This is a genomic window from Streptomyces sp. NPDC014764 (assembly GCF_043082785.1).
Classification (GTDB): domain Bacteria; phylum Actinomycetota; class Actinomycetes; order Streptomycetales; family Streptomycetaceae; genus Streptomyces; species Streptomyces althioticus.
This window is the reverse complement of record NZ_JBIBXY010000004.1, coordinates 169,682-189,023: the sequence shown is the minus strand read 5'-3', so window position 1 is coordinate 189,023 and position 19,342 is coordinate 169,682. Positions and strand designations below refer to the sequence as shown.

The 19,342-nt window shown below is 72.7% G+C and carries 20 protein-coding genes; 11 read left to right on the top strand and 9 right to left on the bottom strand.

Features of this window, described 5'->3' with window-relative positions; all coding sequences use genetic code 11:
- Window positions 1–13: 13 nt before the first annotated feature.
- Together ACF1AG_RS12710 and ACF1AG_RS12705 are read right to left on the bottom strand one after the other, a co-directional pair.
- A complete protein-coding gene (locus tag ACF1AG_RS12710; RefSeq protein WP_391809724.1) occupies window positions 14–1,678 on the bottom strand; it encodes an ABC transporter permease in 1,665 nt (554 codons plus the stop codon).
- The gene (locus ACF1AG_RS12705) at window positions 1,675–2,631 is read right to left on the bottom strand and encodes an ATP-binding cassette domain-containing protein (protein ID WP_391809723.1); all 957 of its coding nucleotides are present in this window, start codon (window positions 2,629–2,631) and stop codon (window positions 1,675–1,677) included. The genes ACF1AG_RS12710 and ACF1AG_RS12705 overlap by 4 nt, the downstream gene beginning before the upstream one ends.
- 103 nt (window positions 2,632–2,734) lie before the next feature.
- On the opposite strand from ACF1AG_RS12705, the gene ACF1AG_RS12700 reads away from it, so the two are divergent.
- The gene (locus tag ACF1AG_RS12700; protein WP_359600215.1) at window positions 2,735–3,244 is read left to right on the top strand and encodes a MarR family transcriptional regulator; all 510 of its coding nucleotides are present in this window, start codon (window positions 2,735–2,737) and stop codon (window positions 3,242–3,244) included.
- On the opposite strand, the gene ACF1AG_RS12695 is transcribed toward ACF1AG_RS12700, so the two are convergent.
- Window positions 3,241–4,104, bottom strand: coding sequence for a diacylglycerol kinase (locus ACF1AG_RS12695; protein ID WP_359600213.1), 864 nt, complete (start codon window positions 4,102–4,104; stop codon window positions 3,241–3,243). The genes ACF1AG_RS12700 and ACF1AG_RS12695 overlap by 4 nt on opposite strands.
- A gap of 186 nt (window positions 4,105–4,290) precedes the next feature.
- Here ACF1AG_RS12695 and ACF1AG_RS12690 point away from each other — a divergent pair, with 186 nt between their 5' ends.
- Window positions 4,291–5,574 carry an adenylosuccinate synthase gene (locus ACF1AG_RS12690; RefSeq protein ID WP_359600212.1) on the top strand — a complete coding sequence of 428 codons (1,284 nt, stop codon included), beginning with the start codon at window positions 4,291–4,293 and terminating at the stop codon, window positions 5,572–5,574.
- 170 nt (window positions 5,575–5,744) lie between these two features.
- Entirely contained in the window at window positions 5,745–6,035 is a 291-nt protein-coding gene (locus ACF1AG_RS12685) for a hypothetical protein (RefSeq protein WP_359600210.1), read from the top strand.
- Between the two features lie 3 nt (window positions 6,036–6,038).
- Here ACF1AG_RS12685 and ACF1AG_RS12680 read toward each other — a convergent pair whose 3' ends face one another.
- The 3 genes from ACF1AG_RS12680 to ACF1AG_RS12670 form a co-directional block, all read right to left on the bottom strand.
- Window positions 6,039–6,689, bottom strand: coding sequence for a hypothetical protein (locus ACF1AG_RS12680; RefSeq protein ID WP_190004674.1), 651 nt, complete (start codon window positions 6,687–6,689; stop codon window positions 6,039–6,041).
- A 71-nt stretch (window positions 6,690–6,760) separates the two neighbouring features.
- Window positions 6,761–7,531, bottom strand: coding sequence for a GntR family transcriptional regulator (locus ACF1AG_RS12675; RefSeq protein ID WP_391809722.1), 771 nt, complete (start codon window positions 7,529–7,531; stop codon window positions 6,761–6,763).
- Window positions 7,532–7,683: 152 nt separating this feature from the next.
- Window positions 7,684–9,039, bottom strand: a complete 1,356-nt coding sequence (locus ACF1AG_RS12670; RefSeq protein ID WP_359600206.1) for an aspartate aminotransferase family protein — start codon at window positions 9,037–9,039, stop codon at window positions 7,684–7,686.
- A gap of 201 nt (window positions 9,040–9,240) precedes the next feature.
- Here ACF1AG_RS12670 and ACF1AG_RS12665 point away from each other — a divergent pair, with 201 nt between their 5' ends.
- From ACF1AG_RS12665 to ACF1AG_RS12655, 3 genes are all read left to right on the top strand, one after another.
- The gene (locus ACF1AG_RS12665) at window positions 9,241–9,846 is read left to right on the top strand and encodes a DJ-1/PfpI family protein (RefSeq protein ID WP_359745711.1); all 606 of its coding nucleotides are present in this window, start codon (window positions 9,241–9,243) and stop codon (window positions 9,844–9,846) included.
- The gene (locus ACF1AG_RS12660; RefSeq protein WP_387795862.1) at window positions 9,843–10,313 is read left to right on the top strand and encodes a MarR family winged helix-turn-helix transcriptional regulator; all 471 of its coding nucleotides are present in this window, start codon (window positions 9,843–9,845) and stop codon (window positions 10,311–10,313) included. Before ACF1AG_RS12665 ends, ACF1AG_RS12660 begins: the two co-directional genes overlap by 4 nt.
- A 78-nt stretch (window positions 10,314–10,391) precedes the next feature.
- A complete protein-coding gene (locus ACF1AG_RS12655) occupies window positions 10,392–12,230 on the top strand; it encodes a serine/threonine-protein kinase (protein ID WP_359600202.1) in 1,839 nt (612 codons plus the stop codon).
- A 243-nt stretch (window positions 12,231–12,473) separates the two neighbouring features.
- Here ACF1AG_RS12655 and ACF1AG_RS12650 read toward each other — a convergent pair whose 3' ends face one another.
- Complete coding sequence (locus ACF1AG_RS12650) at window positions 12,474–13,217, bottom strand: SLATT domain-containing protein (protein WP_359600200.1); 744 nt, start codon at window positions 13,215–13,217, stop codon at window positions 12,474–12,476.
- Between the two features lie 302 nt (window positions 13,218–13,519).
- Between ACF1AG_RS12650 and ACF1AG_RS12645 the strand changes: the two genes are divergently transcribed.
- The 3 genes from ACF1AG_RS12645 to ACF1AG_RS12635 all read left to right on the top strand — a co-directional run bounded on the left by ACF1AG_RS12645 (window position 13,520) and on the right by ACF1AG_RS12635 (window position 15,217).
- On the top strand, window positions 13,520–13,861 hold the full coding sequence (locus ACF1AG_RS12645; RefSeq protein ID WP_359600198.1) for a YbaB/EbfC family nucleoid-associated protein: 342 nt from the start codon (window positions 13,520–13,522) through the stop codon (window positions 13,859–13,861).
- A gap of 104 nt (window positions 13,862–13,965) precedes the next feature.
- Window positions 13,966–14,565, top strand: a complete 600-nt coding sequence (gene recR / locus ACF1AG_RS12640) for a recombination mediator RecR (RefSeq protein ID WP_033274839.1) — start codon at window positions 13,966–13,968, stop codon at window positions 14,563–14,565.
- On the top strand, window positions 14,558–15,217 hold the full coding sequence (locus ACF1AG_RS12635; RefSeq protein ID WP_102641706.1) for a DUF5063 domain-containing protein: 660 nt from the start codon (window positions 14,558–14,560) through the stop codon (window positions 15,215–15,217). The genes recR and ACF1AG_RS12635 overlap by 8 nt, the downstream gene beginning before the upstream one ends.
- A gap of 26 nt (window positions 15,218–15,243) precedes the next feature.
- On the opposite strand, the gene ACF1AG_RS12630 is transcribed toward ACF1AG_RS12635, so the two are convergent.
- Complete coding sequence (locus ACF1AG_RS12630; protein ID WP_359600196.1) at window positions 15,244–15,867, bottom strand: ankyrin repeat domain-containing protein; 624 nt, start codon at window positions 15,865–15,867, stop codon at window positions 15,244–15,246.
- 7 nt (window positions 15,868–15,874) lie between these two features.
- Complete coding sequence (locus ACF1AG_RS12625; RefSeq protein ID WP_359600194.1) at window positions 15,875–16,162, bottom strand: hypothetical protein; 288 nt, start codon at window positions 16,160–16,162, stop codon at window positions 15,875–15,877.
- Between the two features lie 382 nt (window positions 16,163–16,544).
- Between ACF1AG_RS12625 and ACF1AG_RS12620 the strand changes: the two genes are divergently transcribed.
- Together ACF1AG_RS12620 and ACF1AG_RS12615 are read left to right on the top strand one after the other, a co-directional pair.
- A complete protein-coding gene (locus ACF1AG_RS12620; protein ID WP_359600192.1) occupies window positions 16,545–17,822 on the top strand; it encodes an aspartate kinase in 1,278 nt (425 codons plus the stop codon).
- A complete protein-coding gene (locus ACF1AG_RS12615) occupies window positions 17,822–18,904 on the top strand; it encodes an aspartate-semialdehyde dehydrogenase (RefSeq protein WP_359600191.1) in 1,083 nt (360 codons plus the stop codon). The genes ACF1AG_RS12620 and ACF1AG_RS12615 overlap by 1 nt, the downstream gene beginning before the upstream one ends.
- Window positions 18,905–19,342: the final 438 nt, after the last annotated feature.

Below are 19,342 nucleotides of genomic sequence, written 5' to 3'. Positions count from 1 at the left end.
GCGGGCCGGACGGTCACTTCAGGTCGAGGTCCCGGCGGCGGAACCCCGCGAGCCCCAGCCCTACCAGGCCCGCCGCCACGCAGGTCAGCAGAGCGAGCGGGGTCCAGGACAGGTCGTCGGCGGGCAGTCGCGGGACATGGCCGAACGGGGAGAGGTTCTGCGTCCACGCCGGGAAGCGGAGGATCTCGCCGAGGTAGCCGACGACGAAGGCGTACACCGGCACGATCCAGGCGGCCCGCACCGCCCGCGGGAACCAGCCGTACAGCACCGCGGCCACACCGGCCGTGACCCACAGGGCGGGCGCGTACGCCAGGGCCGCGCCCAGCAGCTCCGGCACGAGGCCGGGATCACCGGTCGAGGCGGCGCCGGCCAGGCCGAAACCGAGCCCGGCCGACGCGAGCACGGCCGTGCCGCCGACGAGCGCCACGGCCAGATGCCCACCGGCCCAGCGGGAGCGTGACAGAGCGGTGGCCAACAGGGGTTCGGCCCGGCCCGCGCTCTCCTCGGCGCGGGGCCGCAGGGCCGCCATGACGACGTGCACCGCCGCCACCACCGCGAGCACGACCATCACCATCGAGGCGAAGGACTCGACGACGCCCGAGCCGCCGATGCGCTCCAGCGCCTCCTCGATCTCGTCGAGTCCGCCCAGCATGTCCTCGGCGTCCCCGAGGATCGACCCGTACATCGCGCCCATGAGGAACATGCCGGCGCAGAACCCGGCGAGCGTGCCCCGGTGCAGGCGCAGCGCCAGACCGACGGGGCCGGTGAGCGCGGCCGAGGCGCGGGCCCGGCCCGGCCTCCCCGGGCGCAGGGCCGCGCCGACGTCCCGCCGGACGGACAACGCGAACCCGGCCGCGGCACAGGCCGCCGCGCACACCAGGCACAGCGCCAGCGGCCACCAGCGGTCGTCGACGTACGGGTAGCTGCGCTGCGCCCAGCCGACCGGCGAGAGCCAGGACAGCGCGTCGCTCCCACCGCTGTCGCCGGCGGCGCGCAGTACGTAGGCCCCGCCGATCACGGCGAGCGCCAGGCCGGACGCGCCGCGGGTGTGCGCGGTGACCTGGACGGTGACCGCGGCGACGGCGGCGAAGACGAGACCGGCGGCCGCGTGGGCGGAGCCGTAGACCAGCGAGCCCCGTGCGTCGACGCCTTCAAGGCCCAGGCCGGTCAGGCCGAGGGCCAGCAGCAGGGCGAGGACGATGTTCGCCAGCGCGGCGACGGACAGGGCGGCAGCGAGGTGCGCATGGCGGCCGACGACCGCCGAGCGCACCAGCTCGGCGCGGCCCGTCTCCTCCTCCGCACGGGTGTGCCGGGTGACGGTCAGGACGCTCATCAGGCCCACGAGGACGGCCATGAAGCCGAGCATCTGGTGCGACAGGATCGAGCCGAGACCGTCGTCGACGAGGTAGTGACGGGGGCCGGACATGGCCAGGCCGGCCGGGGTGTCCACGCCCGCCACGGCCTTCGCCCGGTCCTCGGGGTCCGCGTACAGCGTGCCGAGGCTGTTCGCCGTGGCCAGCGTGGCCAGGGCCAGCGCGAGGACCCACGCCGGGAGCCGGATCCGGTCCCGGCGCAGGGCGAAGCGGATCAGCGTACGGGTCCCGGCAAGGGCGTTGCCGGCGGCCGCGGGCGGTGCGGCGGGCCGCAGGGTCTCCGGGGCGGCGGTCGTTGAGCTCATCGCTGCGCCCCGTGCGTGTTCCGGTCGGCCTGCTCCTGCGTGCGGTGCCCGTTGGCGGCCAGCTCGTCGCCGTAGTGGCGCAGCATCAGCTCCTCCAGGGTGGGCGGGTGGCTGACCAGGCTGCGGACGCCGAGGTCGGTGAGCGCGCGGACGGCGGCGCCGACCTGGGCGCCGTCGACGGTGAAGCGGATCCGGCCGGTGGCCTCGTCGACGGTCCGCAGGTCGTGGACGCCGGGCAGGCGGGCGAGGTCCGCGGCGGGCCGTTCGGTCTCCGCCTCGACGGTGGTGCGGGTCAGATGGCGCAGCTCGCCGAGGGTGCCGGTCTGGACGGTCCGGCCCTGGCGGACGATGCTCACCCGGTCGGCGAGCTTCTCCACCTGGGCCAGGATGTGGCTGGAGAGCAGCACGGTCCGTCCGGCCGCCTTGGCCTCGGTGATGACGTCCTGGAAGACGACCTCCATCAGCGGGTCGAGCCCCGCGGTCGGCTCGTCGAGCAGCAGCAGCTCGGCGTCGGAGGCGAGCGCGGCGACGATGGCGACCTTCTGCCGGTTTCCCTTGGAGTAGGCGCGGCCCTTCTTCGTCGGGTCGAGGTCGAACCGCTCGACGAGTTCGGCGCGGCGCCGCTCGTCGAGCCCGCCGCGCAGCCGGGCCAGCAGATCGATGGCCTCGCCGCCGGTCAGCCCCGGCCACAGCTCCACGTCACCGGGGACGTAGGCGATGCGGCGGTGCAGCGCCACGGCGTCGCGCCACGGATCCTGCCCCAGCACCTCGGCCGTTCCGGAGTCGGCGCGCAGCAGACCGAGCAGCACGCGGATGGTGGTCGACTTGCCGGCGCCGTTGGGGCCGAGGAAGCCGTGGACCTCGCCGGTCCCGACGTTCAGGTCGAGCCCGTCCAGTGCATGGGTCCGGCCGAACGACTTGCGCAGCCCGGACACGGAGATGGCCTTCGTCATGGTCCCGGAACGTACGCTTCTTTCAGAGATTTGTGAAGGAAGAAAACTGAATGAACGTGGCTACACTGATCCGCACCTCGTCGAGCTGGGGAAAGGCTGGGAGATGGCGGAGCAGGGCGGGGCGGACCGTGACCCGGAAGCCGTCTCGAAGTTCGTGGAGCACTTCGCGGCGCAGCTGGTGGAGGCCGGACTCCCGCGTATGCCCGCCCGCGTCTTCTCCGCGCTGCTCGCCTCCGACGACGGCGTGCTGACCTCCGCCGCACTGAGCGAGGAGCTCCGGATCTCGCCGGCCGCCGTCTCCGGCGCGGTCCGCTACCTGGGACGCCAGCACTTGGTCTCCCGCGAGCGCGAACCGGGCTCCCGCCGCGAGCGCTACCGGGTCCACGAGGACCAGTGGTACCAGGCCCTCACCAGCCGCGAGGCCGTCATCAGGCGCTGGGAGGGCGCACTGCGCGAAGGCGTCGCGAGCGTCGGCGCAAAGACCCCGGCGGGCCGCCGCCTGTCCGAGACCCTGGCCTTCCTCGAGTTCGTGGAGAAGGAGCTCGAGGCGATGATGGCCCGCTGGCGCGCACGGCGGGAGGAACTGTTCGGCGGGGACGGCCCGGACGCCTAACGCGCCGGGACCGTCAGCCCCCACGCGCCCTCCCGGACCTCCCACGTGCGGGTGCGGACGGGGCCGGAGACCGCCGCGTCGGCGCGGTAGCGGAAGTGGGCGCCGGAGACCGTGATCGTGCGGGCCTCCGCCGACAGGGGGGACGCCTCCGCGCCGACCGAGGCCGGGCGGACCTCGACGTGGGCCGTGCCCGAGGCGCCGGGGACGACCGAGACCGCCTCCACCGACTGGTGCAGGTCGACGAGCGTCTCCCCGTCCACCTCCACCCGCAGCCGCGTCGGCCCCGAAACCGGCGCGGCGGGCGGCCGGGCGGGCGCCAGCGTGCGCACCAGGGAACGGCAGGTCCGCAGCCAGGGGTGGGCCACCCCGTCGGCGGAGTCACGCTCGGGGGACGGGGAGCCCAGCGGAGGGATCAGCAGCGCGCCCAGCACCACCCCGTCGCTGTCGTCGACCAGCAGGTCCATCCGCCGCTCCGCCCCGTCCAGCACGGCCCGCGCGGCGGCCACCGCCCCGGACGGCACGCCCAGCGCCCGGGCGAGCGACACCGAGCCGCCCACCGGCACCAGGGACAGCGCGCACCCGGCCAGCTCGCGCTGCCGGTGCAGCAGCTCCACCGCGCGCACCAGCGCCCGGTCGTCGCCCACCACCACCGGACGCCGTGAGCCGCGCCGGGCGAGCGCCCGGGCGAATTCCTCGGGGCCGTCCGGCAGGCACACCTTCGCTCCCGCCGCACCCGCGCGGAGCACGTCCCGCGCGATCCGGACCGACTCGCCGTCCGCCCGCCGGGCGACCGGATCGATGACCACCAGAAGCTGTTCGGACGTCGCGGAAGAAGTCCCGGAAGTCGCCACCTCGGCCATGCCTCGCTTCCTCGGGTAGCATCTTTGTGCAAGAGCCCCTTTGCGCTATTGCGCCAGGGGCTTCGTCTATTCCGGGGCATCCGGTCCGACGGTTGGCGGCCAACGGTGGTCGCGGTGCACGCGGCGGAGATCCTCCGTGTGCGCCCCTGACCTTGGACATGCCCCGCCCGGAAGGGGTGTACGCGCGTGCCCGCACTTGTGCTGCTCGGTGCTCAGTGGGGTGACGAAGGCAAGGGAAAGGCGACGGACCTTCTCGGTGGTTCCGTCGACTATGTGGTGCGCTACCAGGGCGGCAACAATGCCGGCCACACGGTGGTCGTGGGCGATCAGAAGTACGCCCTTCACCTGCTCCCTTCCGGGATCCTGTCCCCCGGCTGCACGCCGGTCATCGGAAACGGCGTCGTCGTCGACCCGTCGGTCCTGCTCTCCGAGCTGAGCGGTCTGAACGAGCGCGGCGTCGACACGTCCAAGCTCCTGCTCAGCGGTAACGCGCACATCATCACGCCGTACAACGTGACGGTGGACAAGGTGACCGAGCGTTTCCTCGGCAAGCGGAAGATCGGCACCACCGGCCGCGGCATCGGACCGACCTACGCCGACAAGATCAACCGCGTCGGCATCCGGGTGCAGGACCTCTACGACGAGTCGATCCTCACCCAGAAGGTCGAAGCGGCGCTCGACGTCAAGAACCAGATGCTCACCAAGCTCTACAACCGGCGCGCGATCGCCGTCGGCCAGGTGGTCGAGGAGCTGCTGGACTACGCGGACAAGCTGGCGCCTTACGTCGCCGACACCGTGCTGGTGCTGAACGAGGCGCTGGAGCAGGACAAGGTGGTCCTCTTCGAGGGCGGCCAGGGCACCCTGCTCGACATCGACCACGGCACGTACCCCTTCGTCACCTCGTCGAACCCGACCGCGGGCGGCGCCTGCACCGGCGCCGGCGTGGGCCCGACGAAGATCAGCCGGGTCATCGGCATCCTCAAGGCGTACACCACCCGTGTCGGCGCCGGACCGTTCCCGACGGAGCTGTTCGACGAGGACGGCGAGGCGCTGCGCCGCATCGGCGGCGAGCGGGGCGTCACCACCGGCCGTGACCGCCGCTGCGGCTGGTTCGACGCGGTGATCGCCCGCTACGCGACCCGGGTCAACGGCCTGACCGACTTCTTCCTCACCAAGCTCGACGTCCTCACCGGCTGGGAGCAGATCCCGGTCTGCGTGGCGTACGAGATCGACGGGAAGCGCGTCGAGGAACTGCCCTACTCGCAGACCGACTTCCACCACGCGAAGCCGGTCTACGAGATGCTGCCCGGCTGGAACGAGGACATCAGCAAGGCGAAGTCCTTCTCCGACCTGCCGAAGAACGCCCAGGCGTACGTGAAGGCCCTGGAGGAGATGTCCGGTGCCCCGATCTCCGCGATCGGCGTGGGCCCGGGCCGTACCGAGACGATCGAGATCAACTCGTTCCTGTAGGCCTACAGGCCTGAAGGTCCGCGGGCCCGCAGGTCCGTGAGTCTGAAGGCCCGCGGACCGTGAGTCTCCAAGCCTGTCGCCGCGTGCACCGGCGCCCCGTGCGGGCGCCGGTGCACGGGCATAGCCTGACGCTGTACCCGCGTGCATCGGCGTGGAAGAGGGTGAGTGCGATGCGCGTGATGCTCAAGGCGACGCTGGACACGGAGAAGGCGAACGAGGTCATCCGCAGCGGGAAGATGCCCGAGCTGATGCAGGAGACCATGGAGCGGCTCCGCCCCGAGGCCGCCTACTTCGGCCCGCTCGGCGGCCGGCGGACCTGCCTGCTGGTCCTCGACCTCGAGGACAGCTCACAGATCCCGCCCACCGGCGAACCGTTCTTCGCGCACTTCGACGCGGAGGTCGAGATGACCCCGGTGATGAACGCCGAGGACCTGCGGAAGGGGCTCTCCGAGCTGCGGTGACGCTCAGCTGAAGACGATCATCGAGCCCTGCGCGAGACTCCGGGTGGCCGCCGCGTGCAGACCGAGCCACACGTGCCGCTCACGGGCGAACGGGCTCGGGTCGTAGGGCGCGGGGACCGCCGGCTCCTCCAGCTCGGTGGGCGCCTGCGGGGGCTCGGGAGCGGCCGGCGGGTTCGCCGGGTCGATGCCGATCGACGGGGCGACCAGTTCCAGTTCGCGCAGCAGCGCGTGAGAGGAGCCCAACGGACCGCCTCCGGCGAGGAGTTCGTCGCTGGACAGCGGGCTCGGGAAGTCCACGGGCACGTACGCGCCCGCGTGGTCGTAGTGCCACACCAGGTGCGACTGCTGGGCCGTCGCCTCGAACATCTCCAGCAACTGCTCGTAGTCACCGCCCAGTTCGTCCACCGGGGTGACCGGCAGACCGCAGACCTGGAGGAGGTACACGCGCCGCAGGAAGTGCAGGGCGTCGTAGTCGAACCCGGCGACCGGGGCGACGTCGCCGGTCAGTCCGGGCATGTACTGGTACACCGGCACCGGCGGCAGCCCCGCGTCGGCCAGCACCGTGTTGTACTGCGCGAGTTCCTCGGCGAAGGGGTTGTCGGGCGTGTGGCACAACACGTCGACGAGCGGTACCAGCCACAGGTCACAGGCCAAAAGAGGACTCCTCGCATCGCGCGGTCGTCGGGTGGGACGTCCGGGTCCGGGAAGACGGTTCGGGACAGGGGTCAGGGAAGCGTATCGGCGTCCCGGGCGGACGGATCCTTCTGTGCGGGCCGTCGTACAGGTCCCTTACCCGTCGTGTCGGCCGTCAGGCCCTCGACGAGGGACAGGGAGTACGCGGTGTACGCGTCGAGGATGGCGCGCGCGGCGGCCGTGTCGCTCTCGGCCAGGGCGTCCACCAGCTCGGTGTGACGTGCCCAGAGCCGGCCCCGCGGATCCGGCAGCTGTCGCAGGTGCTGCACCACGTACACCCACATCTGCACCCGCAGCCGGTGCAGGAAGTCGGTGAGGTACGGATTGCCGAACGCGGACGCCAGCTCCCGCCAGAAGCGCAGGTCGTAGCCGATCAGCACGGTGACCTCGCCGGCCAGGGCCGCGCGCCGGGCCTCCTCGCCGCGCCGCCGCACCCCCGCGAGGAGCGCCGCAAGGCGCGGCTCGTCGGGCCGCAGGTGGGGTGCGCCGCCGTGGGTGAGCGCGTGGAACATGGCCTCGGTGACCAGGCTGCGCGCCTCGATCATGCCGCGGAAGTCGTCGGCGGAGTACTCGTGCACCCGGAAGCCCCGGTGCTGGTCGGCGTCCAGCAGTCCCTGCGCCGACAGGTCGACCAGCGCCTCCCGCACGGGCGTCGCGGACACCCCGTACTGGTCGGCGATCTCCTTGACGGTGAACTCCTGCCCCGGCTGCAGCCGCCCGGCCAGCACCTCGTCACGGAGCGCGTCGGCGATCTGCTGCCGCAGGGTGCTGCGGGTCACGGCGACGTTGCCGAGGCGGGGCATGGTCGGGGCGTCTCCCTCATCGCGTTCGAGTGGCGTGCTCGCAGAAGTCCACGGGAACGCCACCTTACGCGCTTCGACGCCGGCGCCGGATGTTCGAACGGGCGCGAGGGGGAGACCCCTCGCGCCCGCTGGAAGGCCGGTGACCCAGCCGGTCACCTCACGTGTTCGTCGGCCACCGCCAGGGCCGCGTCCAGGGCTGCCAGGCCCTCCTTCAGCTCGGCCTCACTCGTGTTGAGCGGGGGCACGACGTGGGTGCGGTTCATGTTCACGAAGGGCCACAGGCCGGCCTTCTTCGCGGCGGCGGCGAACGCGGCCATCGGGGCGTTCGCCTCGCCGGACGCGTTGTACGGCACGAGCGGCTCCCGGGTCTCCCGGTCACGCACCAGCTCCAGAGCCCAGAACATGCCGGTGCCGCGCACCTCGCCCACGCTCGGGTGACGCTCGGCCAGCTCCCGCAGGCCCGGGCCGACGACGGACGCGCCGAGGGAGGCCGCGTTCCCGACGAGGCCCTCCTCCTCCATCACGTTGATGGTCGCGACGGCGGCGGCGCAGGCCAGCGGGTGCCCGGAGTAGGTCAGGCCGCCCGGGTAGGGGCGGGTGGCGAAGGTGGCCGCGATCTCCGCGGAGATGGCGACGCCGCCCAGCGGGACGTATCCGGAGTTCACGCCCTTGGCGAAGGTCATCAGGTCCGGCACGACGTCGTACAGGTCGGCCGCGAACCACGTGCCGGTGCGGCCGAACCCGGCCATCACCTCGTCCAGCACCAGCACGATGCCGTACTTGTCGCACAGCTCGCGGACGCCCGCGAGGTAGCCGGGCGGGGGCGGCATGATGCCGGCCGTGCCCGGGATGGTCTCCAGGATGACCGCGGCGATCGTCGAGGGCCCCTCGAAGGCGATCGTCGTCTCCAGGTGCTCCAGCGCCCGCGCGCACTCCTGCTCCTCGGTCTCGGCGTAGAAGCGCGAGCGGTACAGGAACGGCGCCCAGAAGTGCACGACCCCGGCGGTGGCGCTGTCGGACGCCCAGCGGCGCGGGTCGCCGGTGACGTTCACCGCCTGCTGGGTGCCGCCGTGGTACGAGCGGTACGCGGAGAGCACCTTGGGCCGGCCGGTGTGCAGCCGGGCCATGCGCAGGGCGTGCTCCACGGCGTCGGCGCCGCCGTTGGTGAAGAAGATCTTGTCCAGATCGCCGGGGGTGCGCTCGGCGATCAGCCGGGCCGCCTCCGAGCGCGCCTCGACGGCGAACGCGGGCGCGAACGTCGTCATCCGCGCCGCCTGCTCCTGGATCGCGGAGACGACCTTGGGGTGCTGGTAGCCGATGTTCGTGTAGACGAGGCCGCTGGTGAAGTCCAGGTAGCGGCGGCCGTCGTAGTCCCAGAAGTACGACCCCTCCGCCCCGGCGACGGCGAGCGGGTCGATGAGCTCCTGCGCGGACCAGGAGTGGAACACATGCGCACGGTCGGCGGCCTTGACGGCGGCGCCGGCCTCGGGGTTCGGCTGAGGGGTCATGCGCCCGAGGGTAGGCGGCGGCGGTGGACGAGCGACATCGGCGGGGTGTCTGCGGTGCGGGGGTTTCCGCGACAGGTTGTCGACAAGGGGAGAGGCGGGGAGGAGAGGCGGGTGACGGCCACCGAGACGTTGCCAGCTTGCTGTCATCATGACAGGCTGCTGTCATAGCTCGGCAGAGGAAATCGATCCCAGGGAGCGGTCATGACCCGCAAGCCCGTGCATCTCGCCCTCTACGACACCTGGGCCGACTGGGAGACCGGTCACGTCACCGCGCACCTCGCCCTCGCGGGTTTCGAGGTCCGCACCGCGACCCCCGGCGGCCGGCCCGTCACCAGCATGGGCGGTCTCCGCGCCTGCCCCGGCCTCGCGCTGGAGGAGCTGCGGCCCGAGGGCAGCTCCCTGCTGATCCTCCCCGGCGCCACCGCATGGGACGAGGGTGACGACCTCGCCCCCGTCGCGCGCGCCGCCCGCGCCTTCCTCGACGCGGGCGTGCCGGTCGCCGCGATCTGCGGCGCCACCGCCGGCCTCGCCCGTGAGGGCCTGCTCGACGACCGTGCCCACACCAGCGCCGCCGCCCCCTACCTCGCGGCGACCGGATACGCGGGCGCCGGGCGGTACGTGGAGGCCGACGCCGTCACCGACGGCCCGCTCGTCACCGCAGGCCCGACCGAACCCGTCGCCTTCGCCCGCGAGGTCCTCCGCCTGCTCGGCGCCTACGACGACAAGGCGGTCGACGCCTGGTACCGGCTGTTCCACCACTCCGACCCGGCCGCGTACACGGAGTGGGCGGAGGCGGCGAGCCGGTGAGCCGGGAGGAGCAGGACCTGCTCAGCCGGGCCGCGCTCGGCGCGTTCAAGCTCAACGGCCAGTTCCTCGCGGTCGCGGAGGAGCTGGCCCGGCCCGCCGGTATCACCGCCGCACGGTGGCAGGTGCTGGGCGCGGTGCTGCGGGAGCCGCTGCCGGTGTCCGGGATCGCCCGCGCCATGGGCATCACCCGGCAGAGCGTGCAGCGCGTCGCCGACCTGCTGGTGGAGCAGGGGCTCGCCGAATACCGGCCCAACCCCGCCCACCGCCGGGCCAAACTCCTCGCCCCGACCGAGGAGGGACACGCGGCCGTCCGCCGTGTCGACCCCGGCCACGCGGCCTTCGCCGCACGGCTCGCGACGGCGTACCGGGAGGCCCACGGGGAGGACGGGCTCGCAGAGGCGGTGCGGGCGCTGGAACGCCTGTCCACGGTGCTCGACGGTCTCGGCCCGCCTGTTACGGAACCGTAGACGTCGCCCGGCCCGGCCGGTACCGGCCCGCCACTATCCTCGACCCGTTGCTCACTGCGGGGGGAAGGCGGCGCAGCGATGGACCAGCTCGACATCGGGGATCCGCAGACGATCGGGGGCTACCGGCTGCTCGCACGGCTGGGCGCCGGCGGCATGGGCCAGGTCTACCTCGCCCGCTCCGACCGGGGGCGCACCGTGGCCGTGAAACTGGTCCGCGAGGAGCTCGCCCGTCAGGAGGAGTTCCGCGCCCGCTTCCGCCAGGAGGTGCGGGCCGCCCGGCAGGTCGGCGGCGACTGGACCGCGCCCGTGCTGGACGCCGACACCGAGGCGGCCGTGCCGTGGGTGGCGACCGGGTACGTCGCCGGGCCGAGCCTCCAGCAGGTGGTGGGCCACGACCACGGGGCGCTGCCCGAGCGGTCGGTGCGCATCCTCGGCGCCGGGCTCGCGTACGCCCTGAAGGACATCCACGCGGCCGGGATCATCCACCGCGACCTCAAGCCGTCCAACGTCCTCGTCACCATCGACGGGCCGCGCGTCATCGACTTCGGCATCGCCCGCGCGCTGGAGACGGTCACCGACGGCGGGCTCACCCGCACCGGCGCGCTCGTCGGCTCGCCCGGCTTCATGGCGCCCGAGCAGGTGCGCGGCGACCGCATCACGCCCGCCTGCGACGTGTTCTGCCTCGGCTCCGTGCTCGCCTACGCGGCGACCGGCGCGCTGCCGTTCGGCACCGCCAACAGCGGGGTGCACGCGCTGATGTTCCGCATCGCGCAGGAGGAACCCGACCTGACGCAGGTGCCCGAAGGACTCGCCGACCTGGTGCGGGCGTGCCTGCGCAAGGACCCGGCGGCCCGGCCCACGCTCGACGAGGTGCTGGCCGCCACCGGCGCGGAGGACACGGTCGCCGACGGCCGCTCCCGCGACCCGTGGCTGCCCAGCGCGCTGGTCGCCCAGCTCGGCCGGCACGCCGTAAGGCTCCTCGACGCGGAGGACCCTCAGGCGCCGGCGCACTCCGGGGAGCCCGGCGGCGACGCGCCCGCCGAGCACGCGCGGGCCGCCGACGACGGCGCTGCCCCGCCCCCGCCGGGTCGGCCCGGCGTGAACCACCTGCCCACCGTCGTGGTCGGCCAGGGCGGCGACCCGCCCCCACCGCCGGGACCGGGACCGGCGCCGGACGGCGCGTACGGCGGAGGCGCCTACGGCCGGCCACAGCAGCACCCGCAGCCGCCCGCGTACGGATACCCGTACGGCGGCCACGGCGCGGGCGCGACGCCGCCCTACGGCCCGCCGCCCTACGGGGCCCCGCCGTACGTTCCGCCCCCGCAGGAACCGCGCCGCGACAGCCGCTCCACCGCGCTGCTCGTGGTGATCGCGCTGGTGGTGGCGCTCGCCGCGGGCGGCAGCGTGTACGCGCTGATGAGCGGCGCCCGGGACGACGACCGCGCGGGCGGCGACCCGTCGACGCCCGCCGCGCCGAGCAGCGCACCGCAGGGCACCGGCGACGCGGCCGGCACCGACGACGTGCCGCCCGCGGAGACGCGCCCACCGAGCAGCAGCGCGCCCGCGGGCAGGACGGTCCCGGAGGAGTTCCTGGGCCGCTGGTCGACCACCATCGACAACGACAGCGGCTCCCACAGCCGCCGCCTCACCGTGCAGCAGGGCGAGGTCGGCGACACGGTGATGTCCTTGGTGGCCGACGGCCCCACCGGCAATGGCACCTACCACTGCGTCTTCGAGGCCCGCCTCACCGGCACCTCCGACGGCCGCCTCCTGATCGGCCCCTCCACGGTCACTGTCGGCACCCCCCGCTCCGCCTGCACCCCCGGCTCCGCCAGCGAGATCACCTTGCTCCCGGACGGCACCCTCCGCCGCGAGAGCACCGGCACAGGCGAACAACTGACGTACACCCGCGACTGACGGCTACCGCGGCGCCCCGCAGCCCGCGGGCAGTCGTGCCGCGGGGCGGCACGGGTGGGCGCGACGGCACCCCGCAAGCGCCGGGCCGCGCAGACGCCCGCCCGCCCACACCAGCGCGTATCAACGCCCCGCGCGAGCTACCGCACACCGGCCCGAATACCCGCCCGCGTACGGAAACGCCCCCGCGTACCAACATCCGCGCACATCAGCGCACCGCACACCAAGACGCGCCCCCGGCGAACCTCACCGCGCCTCCGGCGGCCGCTGCCGAGGCATGTTCGGCCGGGCCCCGTTCGGCGCGGCAGCGAACCGCCCGACGGGCAGCGCCGCCTCAGCCCGCCCCCCGCCGGCCAACGCGGACCGCACCCCCAACGGCACCCCGGTCCGGAACTCCATCATCCAGTCCGCCGTCTCCACCCGGACCAGCTCCGTCACGTCCTCGGTGAAGCGCCGCAGCACCGTCAGGCACCGCTCCGTGGCCTCACTCGCCGTCCCCTCCGCAGGCCCCAGCACCTCCCGCACGCACTCCGACGCCCAGTCGAACTGGAACGCCTGAAGCCGCCGCTGCACGGCCTGCGCGGTCGCCACGTCCCGCATCCACCCGGACGTCATCCCGAAGAAGCGATCGGCCGCCACACACGCCACGGCGACCAGCAGCGCCAGGTACCCCCACGGCGTGACACCGTCCGCCGCCCCGGTCAGATCCAGCAGCGGCAACGCGGCCCCGGCCAGCGCCCCGACCGCCGTACCGGCCCGCAGCGCCCACGAGCACCGTCGCTTCCACATCCGGTCCTCGAGGTACCACGCGGCGGTGTCCAGGGCCCCGCGCTCCACCCACCGGTACAGCTCGTCCAGCCGCGCGGCCGGCTCCCCCCAGTCCCCGAGCGGGAACGCCCGGCCGACGGGGTCGCCCGGACGCAGACCCGCCACGCCTTCGCCCCGCCCGTCGTGAGGCCGACCCTCGGGCTGCATCTCCGGCTGACCCACCCGGTATCTCCCCTCCTGAACCGACCCGCGCCGGCCCCGCGCGTACGCACCGCGCGTGGTCGGCCGGTCACGCGTGGTGCTCGCGCGCCGGGCCCTTCCTACCGCCCAACGGGTGGGCGCGTCGGGGGTTCGCGGGCTTTTACGCCCGGAAGAAGGCGGTCGTCGGGTATAGGGCCCCGGAACGGACTCACCCGAAAGAGTGCCGGGGCAACGGCCGTCCCGAGCACGTAGGCTCGTGCCGAGGGTGTGACCTCGCACCCGGACCGACAGACCGACCCGACGTACCGACCTAGGAGCGAATCGTGATCCCCGGTGGTGGCCAGCCCAACATGCAGCAGCTGCTCCAGCAGGCCCAGAAGATGCAGCAGGACCTGGCCAAGGCCCAGGAGGAGCTGGCGCGCACGGAGGTCGAGGGCCAGGCGGGCGGCGGTCTGGTCAAGGCCACCGTCACCGGCTCCGGCGAGCTGCGGGCGCTGAAGATCGACCCGAAGGCAGTGGACCCGGAGGACACCGACACCCTCGCGGACCTGGTCGTCGCGGCGGTCCAGGCGGCGAACGAGAACGCGCAGACGCTGCAGCAGCAGAAGCTCGGCCCGCTGGCCCAGGGCCTCGGCGGGGGCGGCATCCCCGGCCTCCCCTTCTGACGAGGGGCGGCCGGCCGGGGCTTCCCGGTCCTCCAGGGCTTCTAAGCGGGGCCGCGGCCCTCTACCGTACGTAGTGAAGGAACATCAGGAAGGACGGCAGTCCGTTGTACGAAGGCGTGGTCCAGGACCTCATCGACGAGCTGGGGCGGCTTCCCGGCGTCGGTCCCAAGAGCGCGCAGCGGATCGCCTTCCACATCCTGCAGGCGGAACCGACGGACGTACGGCGTCTGGCGCAGGCGCTGATGGAGGTCAAGGCGAAGGTCCGCTTCTGCGCGGTGTGTGGGAACGTCGCGCAGGAGGAGCGGTGCAACATCTGCCGCGACACCCGGCGCGACCCCGCGGTCATCTGCGTCGTGGAGGAGCCGAAGGACGTCGTCGCGATCGAGCGCACGCGTGAGTTCCGCGGCCGCTACCACGTGCTGGGCGGCGCGATCAGCCCGATCGACGGGGTGGGCCCCGACGATCTGCGCATAAGGGAGCTGCTGGCCCGGCTGGCGGACGGCACGGTCACCGAGCTGATCCTCGCCACGGACCCCAATCTCGAAGGCGAGGCCACGGCCACGTACCTCGCCCGCATGATCAAGCCCATGGGCCTGAAGGTCACCCGCCTGGCCAGCGGCCTCCCGGTGGGCGGCGACCTGGAATACGCGGACGAGGTCACGCTCGGCCGCGCCTTCGAGGGGAGACGACTCCTAGATGTCTGACGCCACGCTGCACGCGACCGACCGGAACCCGGACGACTTCGCGGTCCAGATCGCCGATCAGATCGAGAGCTTCCTGGTGGCCGTCACGGAGGTCGCGAAGGGCGACGAGCCGGACTCGGCGGTGCCCTTCCTCCTCCTGGAGGTCTCCCAGCTGCTCCTGGCCGGCGGCAGGCTGGGCGCCCACGAGGACATCGTCCCCGAGGAGCGCTACGAGCCGGACATGGGGCCCGAGCCGGACGTGGACGAGCTGCGCGAAAACCTGGCGCGGCTGCTCGACCCGATCGACGTCTACTCCGAGGTCTTCGACCCGTACGAGCCGCGCAAGGCCCCGGTCCCGGCCCGCATCTCCGACGACCTCACCGACGTCATCACCGACCTGCGCCACGGCATGGCCCACTACAAGGCGGGCCGCACGTCGGAGGCGCTGTGGTGGTGGCAGTTCTCCTACTTCTCCAACTGGGGTTCCACGGCGTCGGCGACCCTGCGCGCCCTCCAGTCGGTCGTCGCCCACGTCCGCCTGAACCAGCCCCTCGCCGAACTCGACGGCCTGGACACCGACCAGGGCCTGGGCGACGAGGTCCTGGAGGCGGAGGCCGGCAAGGTCATGGCCGAAGAGATCGGCACCCCCCTGGGCATGCGCCCGGTCCAGTAACCGTCACCAACAGTTCTTCACGCCCTTCACCGGCCTCCGGCCCGGGCGGCCGCCACGGCCCGGAGAACCAGTGCGCGGTCCTCGGCCCGCTCCGGTTTCCCCTCCGCGGCCTTGCGCGCGTCCGCCAGCGCCCGCTCCGTGGGCTCGGCACCGCGTGCGAGCAGCAGCCGCACCGCTTCGACCTGCCCGAACGAGACGGCCCACTCCAAAGGCGACCGTCCGTTGAAGTCCCGGTCCTCGATGTCGGCCCCGCGGTCCAGCAGCAGTTCCACGACGTCCGGGTGCCCGCAGGTCGCCGCCAGCACCAGGGGCACGTACGGAATGCGGACCCGCTGGGCCCCCGTAGGCACACCGGCGTCGAGCAGGGCCTCGACCACCGCCGCGCGGCCGGACATCGCCGCCTCGGTCATCGGTGTCAGCTCGTGGTACGGACCCGCGCGCCCTACCGGGTCGGCCCCGGCGGCGAGCAGCAGGCGGACCACGTCCGCGTGCCCCTCCTGCACGGCGAGATCCAGCGCCGAGCGCCCCTCACGGTCGACCGCGTCGACACCGACCCCCGAGGACAGCAGCCGCGCGACCTCCGCCGGACGGTTGTCCTTCGCCGCTGAGGGCAGCGCCTCCGACCTCTGCCTCGGACCCGTCCCCGTCATACCCCGATCATGACCCACCCGCGCCGGTACCGGGGAACCCCTCGTTGATCCCGAACAGCACCGTCATCAGCGCCAGCAGGCCCAGCGGTACGACGACGAACGCCGTTTCCGGGCGTTCCCGCCGTACCGCCTGCCGTCCGAGCGCCACGACCGGCCCCGACAGCCCCCCGGCCATCAGGGCCCACCCCGCCTCCCGGCTTCCGACGACGTTGAACGCGACGAACGCCCCCAGCACGAACAGCGCCGGCGACGCCCACAGGTGCCGAAGCGCCTGTGGGGTGCCCGGATCGGTCACGGACGTGTCCCCCGTGAAACGTGCCCCTCGTGCCGCCGCGCCGGTCGGGCGACGGCGGCCTGTGCGCGTCGACCTGGCTGGTCGGGCCCGGTGTGTTCGACGCGGCAGGAACGTAACACGATCGGGAATCCGGTGATTGCGTACTGAACCACCCGCCGGTCGTGGGGGTACAAGCGACCGAAAAGGACCGGGCTTCGTGTGACGCGGGGCACTTTTCCGAGTGGTCGGCGTGGGTCTGGGCAGGAGCCCCTCGCGAGCGTCCGATGTCTCACCATGCGATATCGCGGAGGGTGGATTTTCGGACGTCGATAGACTGAGCGGACCGCAGCGCACACATATGTGGGCGGACTGTGGACAACGACGGACTGAGCGAGGAGCGCACGTGGGCCTTGTCGTGCAGAAGTACGGAGGCTCCTCCGTAGCCGATGCCGAAGGCATCAAGCGCGTCGCCAAGAGGATCGTGGAAGCCAAGAAGAACGGCCACCAGGTGGTCGCCGTGGTTTCCGCGATGGGCGACACGACGGACGAGCTGATCGATCTCGCCGAGCAGGTTTCCCCGATCCCTGCCGGCCGCGAGCTCGACATGCTGCTGACCGCCGGAGAGCGGATCTCCATGGCCCTGCTGGCCATGGCGATCAAGAACCTGGGCCACAACGCCCAGAGCTTCACCGGCAGCCAGGCAGGTGTCATCACCGACTCGGTCCACAACAAAGCCCGCATCATCGATGTCACGCCGGGCCGCATCAAGGCCTCGGTGGACGAGGGCAACATCGCCATCGTCGCCGGGTTCCAGGGCGTCAGCCAGGACACCAAGGACATCACCACGCTCGGCCGCGGCGGCTCCGACACCACCGCCGTCGCCCTCGCCGCGGCGCTCGACGCCGAGGTGTGCGAGATCTACACGGACGTCGACGGTGTGTTCACCGCCGACCCCCGCGTGGTGAAGAAGGCCAAGAAGATCGACTGGATCTCGTTCGAGGACATGCTCGAACTGGCCGCCTCCGGTTCCAAGGTGCTGCTCCACCGCTGTGTGGAGTACGCCCGCCGGTACAACATCCCGATCCACGTCCGCTCGTCCTTCAGCGGACTCAAGGGCACGTGGGTCAGCAGCGAGCCGATCGAGCAAGGGGACAAGCAGGTGGAGCAGGCTCTCATCTCCGGTGTCGCACACGACACCTCCGAGGCCAAGATCACGGTCGTCGGCGTGCCCGACAAGCCCGGCGAGGCCGCGTCGATCTTCCGCACCATCGCGGACGCCGAGATCAACATCGACATGGTCGTGCAGAACGTGTCCGCCGCGTCCACGGGCCTGACGGACATCTCCTTCACCCTGCCGAAGTCCGAGGGCCGCAAGGCCATCGACGCCCTGGAGAAGAACAAGGGCGCCATCGGCTTCGACTCCCTGCGCTACGACGACCAGATCGGCAAGATCTCCCTGGTCGGCGCGGGTATGAAGACCAACCCCGGCGTCACCGCCGACTTCTTCACCGCGCTCAGCGACGCCGGTGTGAACATCGAACTGATCTCGACCTCCGAGATCCGCATCTCGGTCGTCACCCGCAAGGACGACGTGCCGGAGGCCGTGCGCGCCGTGCACACCGCCTTCGGTCTCGACTCCGACAGCGACGAGGCCGTGGTCTACGGAGGCACCGGCCGCTGATGACCGGCACCGCAGGACCCGGACGCTCCGGGCGGCCGACGCTGGCGGTCGTGGGGGCGACCGGGGCCGTCGGCACGGTCATGCTCCAGATCCTGTCCCAGCGCGCGGACGTCTGGGGCGAGATCAGACTCATCGCCTCCCCGCGCTCGGCCGGCCGCAAGCTGGCCGTGCGCGGCGAGGAGGTCGAGGTCGTGGCGCTCAGCGAGGAGGCCTTCGACGGGGTCGACGTCGCCATGTTCGACGTGCCCGACGAGGTGTCCGCCGAGTGGGCGCCCGTCGCCGCCGCGCGCGGCGCGGTCGTCGTCGACAACTCCGGCGCCTTCCGCATGGACCCGGACGTGCCGCTGGTCGTCCCCGAGGTCAACCCGCACGCGGTCCGCAGCCGCCCCCTCGGCATCGTCGCCAACCCCAACTGCACCACCCTGTCGATGATCGTCGCGCTCGGCGCGCTGCACGCCGAGTTCGGCCTGCGCGAGCTGGTCGTCTCGTCGTACCAGGCGGTCAGCGGCGCCGGTCAGGCCGGCGTGCGGACCCTGCGCGACCAGCTCTCCCTGGTCGCCGGCACGGAGCTGGGCACGAACCCCGGCGACGTACGGCGGGCCGTCGGCGACAACACCGGGCCCTTCCCGGAGCCGGTCGCGCTGAACGTCGTGCCGTGGGCCGGCTCCCTGCGCGAGGACGGCTGGTCGTCCGAGGAGATGAAGGTGCGGGACGAGTCCCGCAAGATCCTCGGCCTGCCCGCCCTCCCGGTCGCCGTCACCTGTGTCCGCGTCCCCGTGGTCACCGTGCACTCCCTCACCGTCCACGCCCGCTTCGAGGGCGAGGTCACCGTCGACAAGGCCCGCGAGATCCTCGCCACCGCCCCCGGCGTCGTCCTCTTCGACAACCCGGCCGCCGGGGAGTTCCCGACGCCCGCCGACGTCGTGGGCACCGACCCCACCTGGGTCGGCCGGGTGCGCCGGGCCCTGGACGACCCCACGGCGCTGGAGCTCTTCGTGTGCGGGGACAACCTGCGCAAGGGGGCCGCGCTCAACACCGCGCAGATCGCCGAGCTGGTGGCCGCGGAGCGCAGGGCCGCCTGACCCGGGACGTACAAACCGGGGGCCGAGAACAAAAGTCCTGGATCACAGAGGATTCATTTGTAGGATCTGTGAGGGACTTGTGGGCCGGACCGGTCGGTCGAGCCACTTGAACATGCAACTTCCTGGGCCGAGGATTGCAGACGAGGATTCACCTCCCCGCCAGCCGCAACCGAGCGGAGGGCGGGGAGCGTCTTTGCGGTCACCCTTATCCGGGGCGTGGGGACGCTGCTTCCCAGACGTGGGGACGTCTGGAGCCGGGCGCGGGGACGTCCGTTCATATGAAACACAGGGGAAGAGCGGGACGCATGAGGGCATTCGGTGTGCTGTCGGTGGTGCTGCCCGACGCGGGTGGGCGGTGGACGGTACCGGTCGGCGCAGACGGGACGCCCGGCACGTACAACCCTTCCGGGGGGAAGTGTGTCCAACTGACGTGGCAGA

Bases quoted from the DNA above. Each gene is read 5' to 3' on its own strand.
- ACF1AG_RS12635 (WP_102641706.1), top strand. From the start codon at position 14,558: ATGTCTGACGCCACGCTGCACGCGACCGACCGGAACCCGGACGACTTC.
- ACF1AG_RS12655 (WP_359600202.1), top strand. From the start codon at position 10,392: ATGGACCAGCTCGACATCGGGGATCCGCAGACGATCGGGGGCTACCGG.
- ACF1AG_RS12670 (WP_359600206.1), bottom strand. From the start codon at position 9,039: ATGACCCCTCAGCCGAACCCCGAGGCCGGCGCCGCCGTCAAGGCCGCC.
- ACF1AG_RS12705 (WP_391809723.1), bottom strand. From the start codon at position 2,631: ATGACGAAGGCCATCTCCGTGTCCGGGCTGCGCAAGTCGTTCGGCCGG.
- ACF1AG_RS12630 (WP_359600196.1), bottom strand. From the start codon at position 15,867: ATGACGGGGACGGGTCCGAGGCAGAGGTCGGAGGCGCTGCCCTCAGCG.
- ACF1AG_RS12700 (WP_359600215.1), top strand. From the start codon at position 2,735: ATGGCGGAGCAGGGCGGGGCGGACCGTGACCCGGAAGCCGTCTCGAAG.
- ACF1AG_RS12675 (WP_391809722.1), bottom strand. From the start codon at position 7,531: ATGCCCCGCCTCGGCAACGTCGCCGTGACCCGCAGCACCCTGCGGCAG.
- ACF1AG_RS12695 (WP_359600213.1), bottom strand. From the start codon at position 4,104: ATGGCCGAGGTGGCGACTTCCGGGACTTCTTCCGCGACGTCCGAACAG.
- ACF1AG_RS12615 (WP_359600191.1), top strand. From the start codon at position 17,822: ATGACCGGCACCGCAGGACCCGGACGCTCCGGGCGGCCGACGCTGGCG.
- ACF1AG_RS12710 (WP_391809724.1), bottom strand. From the start codon at position 1,678: ATGAGCTCAACGACCGCCGCCCCGGAGACCCTGCGGCCCGCCGCACCG.
- ACF1AG_RS12665 (WP_359745711.1), top strand. From the start codon at position 9,241: ATGACCCGCAAGCCCGTGCATCTCGCCCTCTACGACACCTGGGCCGAC.
- ACF1AG_RS12685 (WP_359600210.1), top strand. From the start codon at position 5,745: ATGCGCGTGATGCTCAAGGCGACGCTGGACACGGAGAAGGCGAACGAG.